This window comes from Gulosibacter sediminis (assembly GCF_030011715.1).
GTDB lineage: Bacteria > Actinomycetota > Actinomycetes > Actinomycetales > Microbacteriaceae > Gulosibacter > Gulosibacter sediminis.
The window spans coordinates 1-12,472 of the sequence record NZ_JASCYH010000050.1 but is presented as its reverse complement, the minus strand read 5'-3'; the positions used below and the strand labels follow the sequence as shown (position 1 = coordinate 12,472).

The window sequence follows — 12,472 nt, the reverse complement described above, 5'->3', positions numbered from 1 at the left end:
GGGGGCCCCCCGCCCCCCCCGCCCCGGGCCCCCCCCGCCGGCGGCCGCGCCCCCCCCCCCCCCCCCCCCCCCCCCGACCGGCCTAGGATGCGCGGGTCACCCTAGCCCTGTGGCTGCCAGGGGCCCCACTGGTCGCCCGGCTTCTGGTTGCGGGTCCACCACTTCGCCGTGTACATCTTGCCCTCGAACACGACGGTGTCGCCCTTGTCGTAGATGCGCGACGGCGTCCACAGCGTGTTGCCCGCGGCGTCGATCGCGATCTCCTGCCACGCGCCGTAGGCGGACTTGCCGGGCGTCTCGCCGCGGGTCCACCAGGTGGCCTCCCAGGTCGAACCGCCGTAGCTCACGACCTCACCCTCGGTGTAGACGGTCGCCTTGTCCCATTCCGGCGCGGCTGGCTCCTCCGGCTCCTCCTCCGCCATCGTCGACATGCCGACAATGATCGGGTTGTGGTCGGATGCGCGGTACGGGCTCTCGTCGTAGAAGTTCGTGACGTTCGCGTTGAAGCGGCTGTACTCGAGGGCGATCGGCTCATAGCCGTTGATCGTCCAGATGTCCGAACCGTTCATCTGCTCGGCCGCGGCCGGCGAGAGCAGGATGTGGTCAAGCGAGCCGACCGTACCGATCTCGCCGCCGCTGGCGAGCTCCGAGGTGTAGAGGTAGCTGTACTCCGAGCCATCGGATGCGACGGGCACGTAGCCCGCGTCGGTCAGCGTCGTCACCGGCGCCTCCATCGAGTACGAGTTGAGGTCACCCGTGATGAAGAGGAGGTCGGTCGACTGCTCGGCCTGCTGCGCATCCGCGAACTCGAGCAGCGCCTGAGCCTGGCGCACGCGGTCGCCGTTCCAGCCACCGGTCGCCGAGGCGGGGTTGCCGTCATCGTTGTTCGCGTTGTCACCCTCGCCCGAGCCGCCCTTCGACTTGAAGTGGTTCGCGATGACGACGAAGTGCTCGTCCTCGTTCGCAACGGGGGCGAAGGTCGCGGCGAGCGGCGCGCGAGCGTTCACGAACGCGCTGTCGTCGAGAATCTCGGTCGAGCCATCGACGTAGCTGACCTCAGCATCCTGGTAGATGAACGCGGTGCGGATGACGTCGTCACCGTTCGCGGGCACCGTGTCGGGCGAGGCCACATACGACCACTTGTCGCTGCCGGCGGCGGCGTTGAGCTCGCCGACGAGGTTGGCGAGGGCCGCGTCGCGGTCCTGACCGAAGTCGCTCGAGTCCTCGATCTCCTCGAGGGCGATGACGGATGCGTCGAGCGCGTTGATCGCGTTCACGATCTTCACCTGCTGGCGCTCGAAGTTTTCGGTGTCGTAGGCGCCGCGGACGGTGCAGTCGTTCGCCGTCGTCGGGTTGCCCTCGCGGTCGGTGTAGTAGGCACAGCCAGCCTCGTCGGTGCCGAGCGTCGTGAAGTAGTTGAGCACGTTGAACGAGGCGACCGAGTAGTCCGAACCCGAGAAGTCGACCGGCGCATCCTCACGCACCTCGCTGAAGCTCACCGGCGCGTTGTCGGCGCCGACGACCTGCTGCTGCGGCTGGAAGCGCCACATGTCGAAGCCGTACGAGACGATCATCGGCTGCTCGAAGCTCGCGGTGGCGCCGACCGTGACCGGCGTCTGCAGGCTGAGGTAGGGCAGCGGCGAGTTCTTCGCGGTGGCGTTGCTCTGGTAGTTCCAGCTCGCGCCGTCGTCAAGCAGCACGGCGCGGGCCGTGTTCTCGTCAACCTGCGCCTGCGCCTCGGCCGAGCCGGGGGCGCCGACCTCGGTCGCGTTGACGAGCGGACCGTCGCCGAACGCGAGGCCGATCTCGCCGTAGCTGTTGAGCGAGTAGTTGTCGGTCACCGTGTAGGTGCCCTGCGGCGCGACGAGCATGCCCTCGTAGAGCTCGCGCTCGTCGTCGGTGGTCGGCCACGCGGCGAGCTCGAGCGGCTCAACGGTGCCGAGCGCGTCGACCGCGGTGATGCTCGGCTGCACGAGCTGCGTGAGGCCGTAGTACTCGTTCGGAGTACCCGTGACCTGCACCGAGTCGCCGATCGCGACGGTCGGCGCGCTGTTCGTGTAGACGAAGATGCCGTTCGAGGCGTCGGGGGCCTGCTCGACCGGCTGGCCCGCAGCATCCGTCGTCGGGGTCTGCAGGTAGAAGCCGTTGAGGCCGCCGGTGGTGTACGAGGCGGTCACGACACCGCAGGTGGTGACGGCCTGGTCGGTCGGCAGCGGGGTGGCTGCGCCGGTGCCCTGGATCTCCGAAATCGCGACGTCGCACTCGGCCGGGTCGGTGGGCTCGGTCGGGTCGATGGGCTCGACGGGGTCGGTGGGCTCGGGGGTCTCGTCGCTCGCGTTGAGGGCGCCCGGGGTCGGGTCAGCGGCCTCGAAGTCGGCGCTGTTGTCGTCGGTGTCGACGCCGTCGGGGATGCGCTGGGCCGACGTCGAGTTGCTCAGGGCGGGTGCGGCGGCAGTCTCGAAGGCGTTGCCGCCGACCGTGCCGAAGCCGACGAGGTCGACGATGGTGCCTGACGCGTCGGTGAGGTTCATGGCCGCGCTCGTGGCGCCGAGCCCGAAGTTGCCTTCGACATCGACGGGGACGTCGGCGGCCGAAGTGTTGCTGCCGTAAGCCCCGCCGACGACGAGCGTGGCGCCCGGCTCGATGGTCGTGCCCGCAGGGATCGTGACGATGTCGGAGCTCTGTGGGTTGCCCGAACCCGAGTAGCGCACGACCTGGTAGCCGCCGAGGTCGATTGCAGCGTTGGTGGGGTTGTAGAGCTCAACGAAGTCGCGGCTGTAGGGGGCGCCGCTGTTGCCGCCACCGCCGTAAACCTCGTTGATGACGACGGTTGAGCCGTCGGCCGCGGCGGATGCCGGGTCGGGCTGGCCGAGCGAGGCGACGGCGCCCGCTCCCAGCACGACCGCGAGCGCCGCAGCACCGAGCTGCTTGATTGAGATGCGCACGAACAGATTCCTCACAGTAGAACGACGAAACTGATCGAGAGCGTATGGGCCCGCGGCAACGAATCGGTAACGGCCTGGGTAGCCGGATGCTGAACTACAGATGTCGTGCAGGTGACGGCGGGCGCGTGGTCGCGCGCGACGGCTCTCGGCCCAGCGCCGCAAAGTGTCCCCGACTTCCCACTTTTCGCGCGAAAAATGGGATATCGAGGACACTAGACCGCAGCATCCGGCTGCCGCACGCCCAAGCCGACCCCACGCATCCTCGCCGCCCGTTCCCTGCCCGCAAACCGAGTCAGCGCGAAACGACCTATGCCTTCGCCATCTCCAGCAGCATCCGGGTGTTGCCGAGCGTGTTCGGCTTGACCCAGGGCAGGTCGAGGAACTCGGCGGTCCCGGCATCGGGCGAGTGAAGGATCTCCTTATAGACGTCGTGGTCAACGACGTGCTCGCCGACGGCCTCGAAACCGTGGCGCCCGAAGAACTTCGTCTCAAACGTGAGGCAGAACAGGCGCGACAGCCCGAGCACGTGCGCGCGCTCAATCAACCCCTCAAGCATCGTGTGACCAACGCCCATGCCGCGCACCTCGGGAGTGGTGGCGATCGAGCGCACCTCCCCCAGGTCGCGCCACAGCACGTGCAGGGCGCCGCAGCCGACGATCTTGCCGTCAAGTTCAGCGACCAGGAATTCCTGCACGGCCTCGTACAGCACCACGAGGTCCTTTCGCAGCAAGAGGTTGGTGACCATCATCGGTTCCAAGACGTCGCGAATCGCGACCACGTCATCCGTGCGCGCCTGACGCACCACCAAGTTCTGCATCCATCCATGGTAGTTCGGGCGCCGGGCCCGCGCGGCGGGCGCCGTACACTGTGGGAATGCGACTGGGCGTACTCGATGTCGGTTCCAACACAGTTCACCTGCTGGTGGTCGATGCGCATCCTGGTGCCCGACCCGTGCACAAGACCTCGACGAAGGCGGTGCTGCGGCTGATGAAGTACCTCGAGCCCGACGGCTCGATCTCCGACGACGGCATCGAGCGCATCATGGAGACGATGCGGGCCGCAGCCGAGCACATCGCCGCCGCGAACCTCGACGAGCTGCTACCGATGGCGACGAGCGCACTACGCGAGGCGACGAACGGGCCGAAGCTGCTCAAGCGCATCCGTAAGGAGTGCGGCATCGACCTGCAGGTGATGTCGGGCGCCGACGAGGCGCGCGTGACGTTCCTCGCGGCGCGCCGCTGGCTCGGCTGGGCGGCGGGGCGCATCCAGCTCATCGACATCGGTGGCGGCTCGCTCGAGCTCGCGATCGGCAGCGACGAGCTGCCCGAGTTCGCGATGTCGCTGCCGCTCGGCGCGGGGCGCATGACGAAGACGTTCCTCACCGACGACCCGCCCACGCAGGACGAGCTCGAGAAGCTGCAGGCGCACATCGACGAGATTTTGCCGGATGCGGTGGCCAAGTTCACCGAGCTGCGCCAGCCCGATCAGGTGGTCGGGTCGTCGAAGACGATTCGGTCGCTCGCGAGGCTCGCGGGCTCGCAGGTCGAGGGCCTCGGCGGCAACACGATGACGAGCTTGTACCGCTGGCAGCTCGAAGACTGGATGCCCCGACTCGCGCAGCTACCGTCGGACTCGCGCCACGCGCTGCCCGGCATCACGCAGGATCGCGCGTTCCAGATCGTCGGCGGCGGCACCGTGCTGCTGTCGGTGATGCGTGCGCTCGACATTGAGAAGCTCGACGTGTCGCCGTGGGCCATGCGCGAGGGCGTGCTCCTCGACTACCTCGACCGCCTCCCCGACGACAGCCCCCACGCCAAGAAAAAGAAGAAGTAGCGGGGGCCGGCCGGTCCCTGAGCTTGTCGAAGCGCTGAGGGGCTGAAGTCTTCGCGAGCCGCGCATCCTTGCGTCTGCATTCATTAGCGCTGTCCCCATTCATTAGCGTTCTATCGCTAATGAATGGGGATAGCGCCAATTGTTGTCGCAGAAACCGTCGAGGGTGGCGATTGCACCACGGCATGACCTCATAAGCGCATGCCGAAAGAGTGACCACCACCCTCCTGCAGCCAAGGGCTGCGCTTTCACCACGGCATGGCCCTATAAGGGCATGCCGAAAGAGTGAACATTACCCTCGCGCAACGGAGGGGAACGCGTTTCGTTACGGGATGCGCTAATTGGAGCATCCCGAAGTCAGAAGCGTTCCCCAACCCGCGAGACAAAGGGATGGGACGTTGCAATCGATCCCGCGGATCGGTTGCAACGTCCCATCACCTTGTTTGGGGTGACCCTTCGACAAGCTCAGGGTCCGAGGGCCCGGATGCGCGGCGAGCGTTACGCCCGCGCGTGCTGCTCTTCTTCACGGTCCACGTCCTCGAGGGCGACGCCGCGCGTCTCGCGGAGGCTAATCAGCGCGAAGATCGAGAGCACCATGGCGACGCCGAGGTAGATCACGATCGGCCACCAGTTGCCGGTCGACGAGAGCAGGAACGTCGCGACCATCGGCGCGATCGAGCCGGCGACGATCGAGGCGACCTGGTAGGTGAAGCCGGCGCCGGTGTAGCGCATGCGGGTCGGGAAGACCTCCGAGAACAGCGCGGCCTGGGGCGAGTAGGCGATGCCCTGCACGCCGATACCGAACACGAGCGACGCGAGCACAAGCCAGAAGTTGCCCGAGTCGAGAGCCGGGAAGAACGTGAACAGCCAAACGACGAGACCGGCGTACCCGACGAGGATCACGTTGCGGCGGCCGATCTTGTCCGAGAGCGCGCCGCCCCACAGCTGCGTGAACACCTGTACAACGTTCGCGACGAACAGCGCCATGAGGATGTCGCCGCGCTCCATGCCGACGACCGTGGTCGCGTACGTGATCGAGAAGACGATCATGATGTAGTACGACGAGTTCTCGCCGATGCGCATGAGGATCGTCTTGATGACGGTGCCCGGGTAGAGGCGCAGCACCTCACCGAGGTGGGCGGCCTTCTTTGCCTCAGTCTCCTGCTTGCGCAGCGCCTCCTGGAAGACGGGAGCATCCTCAACGGTGCGGCGGATGATCCAGCCGATGAGCACGATGAAGGCCGACAACCAGAACGCGACGCGCCAGCCCCACGCCATGAACGCCTCGTTGGTGAGCGTGCTCGAGAGCACGAGCATCACGACGGTCGCAAGGATGTTGCCGACCGGCGCGGCGGCCTGCGGGAAGGATGCGTAGAAGCCGCGGCGATCCTTCGGCGAGTGCTCGCTGATGAGCAGCACCGCGCCGCCCCACTCGCCGCCGAGCGCGAAACCCTGGAGGAAGCGGAGGAGCACGAGGGCCACGGGCGCGAAGTAACCCCATGAGTCGAAGCCGGGCAGGCAGCCCATGAGAAACGTCGAGATGCCGACGAGCAGCAGCGAGAACTGCAGCAGCTTCTTGCGGCCGTAGCGGTCACCGAAGTGGCCGAACACGATGCCGCCGAGCGGCCGCGCGATGAAGCCGACCGCGTAGGTCGCGAATGCGGCGATGATGCCGTCGAGCGGGTTGCCGGTGACGGGGAAGAACATGGTGCCGAACACCAGCGTCGCCGCGGTGCCGTAGATGAAGAACTCGTACCATTCGGCGACGGTGCCGGCCATCGAGGCGGCGACGACGCGGCCGATCGGTGAGGTCTTCAGTGATTGTTCGTTGTTCGAGGATGCTGATTCGGCGGCAGTGCCGACTGGAGTGGTCATGTTGATCTCCATTGATCGTTGGCCTGGGCGGAGACGGGCAGCTCCGCTTGGGGACGGACATTGCAACGATCATTGCCATCCCTCAGACGCAGCTCCCTACAAGTTTCTCCATTTCTCAACGCACTCCTATAGAGAATCCTCCATTCGGCCCCAACTAGTCTCCGACGAGGCGATTCGCGGCGAGCATGATGTGTGTGTCGAGCCCGCGCTGCCCGACCGACCAGTCGCGCCCGAGCAGCGCGGCGATCCGGTCGAGCCGCTGCCGAATCGTGTTCTCGTGCACGTGCAGGGCGCGAGCCGCCTGCGCGACAGAGCGCCCAGCATCCAGGTAGGCCCCGGCGGTCTCGATGAGGTTCGACTCGTGCTCGGCGTCGTACGCGCGCAGCGGCCCGATGAACTGCTCGATCGCGCGTCGCGTCGGCTCAATCGTCACCTTCGACAGAAACGCCCCGATCGCGCCGTAGGACGCGAGCGATACGACCGTGCGCGTGTCACCCGAGCGCCGCGCGGCCTCGATGACGCGCAGCACGAGCGCGAACTCCTCCGGCACGATGTCGAACGCGTGCAGCTCGGGCGAGTGGCCGACGAGCATCCGACCCCAGCGGCGCGCGCCGCGGCCCTCGAGCCCCTCGCGAATCGTCGCGAACGCCGCCTCGGGGATGATCGCGACGAACTGCCCGTCGAGGGTCGCGTGGAGCAGCGTCGTGCCGAAGTCGAGCTCGAGGCGGTGCTCAAAGTCGCGCAGCGGCGCCTCCGAGCCATCGGCGACCAGGATGCGGAAGGGCTCGCCCGCGCGCACGCCCAGCTCGCCGAGTTGTCGCGTCGCGGCGTCGCTGATGCCACCGGGCCCCGGGCCGAGCACCTGCTCGAGCAGCTCGCGGCGGCGACGCACGATGTCGCCGCGCTCCCGCGAGCGCGCGCTGAGGAACGCGCCGAGCACCTTCGCGCAGCGCCGCAGCACGAGCTCGTCGCCGCCCGACACCTCGCCGTCAACCATGACGCCGCCGACGAGTTCATGCTCGCGCACGGCGGCCATGACGACGGCGTTCGTGCCGTCGTCGCGCTGGTGCAGCATCGGCGAGTCGGTGCGGGCCGAGAGCACGAAGAGCGGCCGCTCTTCGTCGCCGATCTCGGCCGCGTCGCCGCGGAGGTCGTAGCGCACGGTCAGGTCGACGAGCTTCACGTCGCGGCCGATCGCCGAGCTCATGCCGGCGCGCAGTTCGGCGAGCTCGCCGCCCGTGACGATCGCGTCCATGAGCGCCTCGTCGGCGCTCGTGAGCCGCCGCTCGATCTGCAGCTGCCGCTCAGCCTCGACGCTGCGCGAGCGCAGCGACTGCACGCTCATCGTGAGCTGCTCAAGCCGGGTCGAGTTCTCGATCGCGACGGCCGCGAGGTTCGCGAGCGTCTGCGCGAGCGACACCTGCTCGGCGGTGAAGCGGTGCCAGTAGCGGTTCGCCGCCATGAGCGCGCCGACGACGCGGCCGCCCGAGCGCATCGGCGCGCCGAGAATGGCCTCGACGCCCTCCGCCGCCACGATGCGGTCGACCTCGCTGTCGTGCACGATGAGGTCGTCGCCCTCGTAGCTGACCGTTTGCACCGGCCCGCCGGCCTGCGCGACGCGACCGAGCACGCCCGCGCCGAGGGGCATCCGCAGGTTGCGGTACTCCTCGGTAAACACGCCGTCGGTCTCGACAATGTGCGTGAAGCCGCTGCCGTCGGTGCCATTCAGGCTGATGTACGCCATGTCGACGTCGAGCAGCGTCCTTGTGCGCGACACGAGCTGCTGGAGCGCCGAGCCGTCGTCGCGAATCGAGGTGATCGCCACCGCAAACTCCGAAATGGATGCGGTGAGCCGTTGTTGACGCCGCGCCCAGTTCACGAGTGCCTCGTGGTCTTCGGTGGGGATTTCCGCCTCAGCCATGTAGCAACTCTATGTTGCTACACCTGCATATGGAGGATTCTCCATACAGGAGTTCTCGCCGTACCGGCATTCTCGTACTACGGCCAACGACGGACGCCTCGGCGACCATCAACTGCGGCCGACGATCCACCACCCGAAGATCAACGGAGATCCCATGAGTACGACGACCGCCCTGCGCATCCGCGGAGCTGTTCTCAACGAGCTCGGCGCCGAGGCGCCCTACGCCGAGAGCCGCCCCATCAGCATCGACGAAGTCGAGCTGACAGGCCCCGCCGCCGGCGAGGTGCTCGTGCGCATCGAGGCGGCGAGCATCTGCCACTCGGATCTCTCGGTGGTCAACGGCAGCCGCCCCCGCCCCGTGCCGATGCTGCTCGGCCACGAGGCCGCGGGCATCGTCGAGGAGCTCGGCGAGGGCGTCGACGACCTCGAGGTCGGCCAGCGGGTCATCCTGACCTTCCTCCCCCGCTGCGGCGAGTGCCGCGAGTGCCGCACCGACGGCAAGCTGCCCTGCTCGGCGGGCTCGGCCACGAACGAGGCCGGCACGCTCCTCGGCGGCACCGAGCACCTCACCCGCGCCGGCGAGCGCGTGAAGCATCACCTCGGCGCCTCTGGCTTTGCCGACCACGCCGTCGTCGACCGCCGCAGCATCGTGCCCGTCGACAGCGACGTGCCCGCCGAGCTCGCGGCCGTCCTCGGCTGCGCGGTGCTCACCGGTGGCGGCGCGGTGCTCAACGCGGCGAAGCTCAGCGCCGACGAAACGATCGCCGTCGTCGGCCTCGGCGGCGTGGGCATGGCCGCGCTCCTCACCGCCCTCGCGATCGAGCCGCGCAAGATCTTCGCGGTCGATTCGAACCCCGACAAGCTCGAGCTCGTGCGCAGCTGGGGCGTGACCGCGGCCTACACCCCGCAGGAGGCGGTCGAGCAGGGCGTGACGGCCGACGTCGTAATTGAGGCGGTCGGGCATCCGCGCGCCTTCGAGACCGCCTTCAATCTGATCGGTTTCGGCGGCACACTCGTCACCGTCGGCCTCCCTGCGCCGGGGGCGAAGAGCGAGATCGAGCCGCTCAAGCTCACCTCGCGCGCCGAAACCATCATTGGCTCGTACCTCGGCTCCGCCGTGCCGAGCCGCGACATCCCCAAGTTCGTTCAGTTGTGGCGCGACGGCAAACTCCCGCTCGAGCGCCTCATCTCCTCCACGATCGACCTCGATCACATCAACGAAGGGATGGATGCCCTGAGCTCCGGATCGGTGCTCCGCCAGGTCATCACCTTCCCCGCGGCAGACCCGGCCGCGAACTAACCCACACAGCTTCTGGGGCCCGCCCGCTTGGCCGTGCCCCGCATCCGAAAGGAACGAAAAGTGACCACTCAACACTTCCGCATTGCGATTTTGGGGTCGGGTTTTGGCGGGCTCGGCATGGCCGCGCAGCTCAAGCGCAACGGCTACGACGACTTCGCCATCTTCGAGCGGGCCGACGGCGTCGGCGGCGTTTGGCGCGACAACACCTACCCGGGCGCGGCCTGCGACACCCAGGCGCACGTGTACAACTACACGTACTTCCCCTTCACCCGCGTGACGAAGATGTTCGCTGGCCAGGGCGAGATGCTCGGCTACCAGCAGCAGCTGCGCGACGCGTTCGGCCTCGAGGAGCACCTCTTCTACAACGCCGAGGTCGTCAAGGCCGAGTGGGTTGAGGATGCGGCGCACTGGCACCTCACGCTGCGCGACGGCCGCGAGTTCACCGCCGACTTCTTCATCCCGGCGTGGGGCCAGCTCAACTCGCCGAAGACCCCCAAGTGGGAGGGGCAGGAGGAGTTCCAGGGCGTGCAGTTCCACTCGTCGCAGTGGCGCCACGACCTCGACTTCCGCGGCAAGCGCGTGATCTCGGTCGGCGCGGCGGCGTCGGCGGTGCAGTACGTGCCCGAGGTCGCGAAGGAGGCCGGCCACCTCGAGGTGTTCCAGCGCTCGGCGAACTACATCCTCCCCCGTCAGCAGATCGAGTTCACGCCCGAGCAGCTCGACACCTTCGAGCAGCACCCCGAGACGTTCGAGGAGTCGCGCCGCGCGATCCACGAGATGCGCGAGGCCGGCTTCGAGCGCACCCGCGTCGGCACCGACGGCCAGCACGAGGGCGCGCAGGAGGCCCTTGACTACCTCGCCTCGGTCATCACCGACCCCGAGCTGCGCGAAAAGCTGACGCCAACCTACGAGTTCGGCTGCAAGCGCATCCTGCGCACGTCGGCGTACTACCCGACGTTCCTGCGCGACAACGTGTCGCTCGTGACCGAGGGCATCAACCACTTCACCGAGAAGGGCATCGTCACCGCCGACGGCGTCGAGCATGTGGCCGACATCATCATCTACGGCACCGGCTTCTACTCGCAGAACTTCCAAGGCGACCTCGAGATCCGCGGCCGCGACGGCGCGACGCTCGCCGAGCGTTGGGGTGACGAGGATGCCGAGGCCTACGTCGGCATCGCCGTCGACAAGTTCCCGAACATGTTCCTCATGTACGGCCCGAACACGAACCTCAACCACAACTCGGTCGTGACGATGCTCGAGATCCAGCAGGACTACGTCATCGACGCCCTCCGCAAGCTCGACGGCATCGACCGCGTTGCCATCGACGTGCGCCGCGAGCGCCTCGACGAGTTCAACGACGCGCTGCAGGAGGAGATGCGCGGCTCGTCGTTCTCGAGCGACTGCTCGAGCTGGTACAAGAACTCGAAGGGCAAGGTCATCAACAACTGGTCGGGCACCGTCGAGGAGTACCGCGACGTTGCCGGCGAGTTCAACCCGAGCGACTACCTCATCACCTCTGCGGGCGAGGTGCGCGTTCTCGAAACGGTGACCGCATGACCCGCAGCGATGCGGCCCGCGTGCCCCTCGATCAGGTTGCGGCCGACCAGCGGCCCCTGATCGAGGCGTTCCGGGCTGCGGGCGAGGTGTCGTTTCAGGACGTCGAGTCGATCGCCGACTCGCGCGCGAACTACGAGAAGACGTGCGCCGCGAACGGCCTCGCGCCGGATGCAGTGGCTCGCGTCGAGGACGTCGAGCTCGGCAAGTTCCGGGTGCGGGTCTACGACCCCCGCCCTGTCGTCGAAGGGCCCACCCCGGTAATCGTCTTCGCGCACGGCGGCGGCTGGGTGATCGGCTCCCTCGAAACCCACGACCGCGTCTGCCGCCGCCTCGCGGTGCGCACCGGCCTGCCGATCGTCGCGATCGACTACCGCCTCGGCCCCGAGCACCGGTTCCCCGCCGGGCACGACGACAGCCGGGATGCGGTGGCCTGGGTCCGCGACCAGGCGGATGTCCGGGGCTGGGATCCTCAGCGCATCGTCACCATCGGCGACAGCGCCGGCGGCGGCATCGCGACGGCGCTCGCCCACGCGCCGTCGATGCGCGTCGACGGCACGAAGGTCGTCGCGCAGGTGCTGCTCTACCCGGTGCTCGACATCAGCCAGGAATCCGCGGGCTACGAGCGCATCTCGGCGGGCTTCCCCCTCACCGCCGACTCGATGCGCTGGTTCGCCGCGAACTACCTCGAGGACCCGAGTAGCGCATCCGACCCACGCCTCTCGCCCCTCGCTTCGCTCCGCGCCGGCGAGCAGTCGGATACACAACCGCCCGCCTGGATCTTGGCGCTCGGCCTCGACCCGCTCGGCGACGAGGCGGTCGACTACGCCGCGGCGCTGACCCGCACGGGCACGCACGTCGAGCTCGTGTATCTGCCGCACCACGCGCACGGCATCTTCACGTCCGCGGGCAAGATCGGCACCGGCGAACGGATGCTCGACCAGGCCGCGGGCTTCATCCTGCGCCAGCTCGCGCAGTAGCCCCCCCCCCCCCCCCGAGCGGCCCGTGGCGCGGGGCGGGGGCCGCCGGCGCGCGGGCGGCCGG

8 protein-coding genes are annotated in these 12,472 nt (G+C 68.1%); 4 read left to right on the top strand and 4 right to left on the bottom strand.

Annotation, left to right across the window (positions count from 1 at the left end; genetic code table 11):
* Positions 1-101: 101 nt before the first annotated feature.
* On the bottom strand, positions 102-2,945 hold the full coding sequence (locus tag QM019_RS11675) for an ExeM/NucH family extracellular endonuclease (RefSeq protein ID WP_282853131.1): 2,844 nt from the start codon (positions 2,943-2,945) through the stop codon (positions 102-104).
* 307 nt (positions 2,946-3,252) lie between these two features.
* Positions 3,253-3,762, bottom strand: a complete 510-nt coding sequence (locus QM019_RS11670; RefSeq protein WP_282853130.1) for an amino-acid N-acetyltransferase — start codon at positions 3,760-3,762, stop codon at positions 3,253-3,255.
* 56 nt (positions 3,763-3,818) lie between these two features.
* Here QM019_RS11670 and QM019_RS11665 point away from each other — a divergent pair, with 56 nt between their 5' ends.
* A complete protein-coding gene (locus tag QM019_RS11665; protein ID WP_282853129.1) occupies positions 3,819-4,778 on the top strand; it encodes a Ppx/GppA family phosphatase in 960 nt (319 codons plus the stop codon).
* 495 nt (positions 4,779-5,273) lie between these two features.
* Here the strand turns inward: QM019_RS11665 and QM019_RS11660 are convergent, their stop codons facing one another.
* Both QM019_RS11660 and QM019_RS11655 read right to left on the bottom strand, forming a co-directional pair.
* A complete protein-coding gene (locus tag QM019_RS11660; protein WP_282853128.1) occupies positions 5,274-6,650 on the bottom strand; it encodes an MFS transporter in 1,377 nt (458 codons plus the stop codon).
* Positions 6,651-6,804: 154 nt separating this feature from the next.
* The gene (locus QM019_RS11655) at positions 6,805-8,571 is read right to left on the bottom strand and encodes a helix-turn-helix domain-containing protein (protein ID WP_282853127.1); all 1,767 of its coding nucleotides are present in this window, start codon (positions 8,569-8,571) and stop codon (positions 6,805-6,807) included.
* Positions 8,572-8,725: 154 nt separating this feature from the next.
* Between QM019_RS11655 and QM019_RS11650 the strand changes: the two genes are divergently transcribed.
* From QM019_RS11650 to QM019_RS11640, 3 genes are read left to right on the top strand one after another with little or no spacing between them, the layout of a single operon-like run.
* The gene (locus tag QM019_RS11650; protein ID WP_282853125.1) at positions 8,726-9,871 is read left to right on the top strand and encodes an alcohol dehydrogenase catalytic domain-containing protein; all 1,146 of its coding nucleotides are present in this window, start codon (positions 8,726-8,728) and stop codon (positions 9,869-9,871) included.
* Positions 9,872-9,931: 60 nt separating this feature from the next.
* A complete protein-coding gene (locus tag QM019_RS11645) occupies positions 9,932-11,431 on the top strand; it encodes a flavin-containing monooxygenase (RefSeq protein ID WP_282853124.1) in 1,500 nt (499 codons plus the stop codon).
* The gene (locus QM019_RS11640; protein WP_282853123.1) at positions 11,428-12,408 is read left to right on the top strand and encodes an alpha/beta hydrolase; all 981 of its coding nucleotides are present in this window, start codon (positions 11,428-11,430) and stop codon (positions 12,406-12,408) included. Before QM019_RS11645 ends, QM019_RS11640 begins: the two co-directional genes overlap by 4 nt.
* Positions 12,409-12,472: the final 64 nt, after the last annotated feature.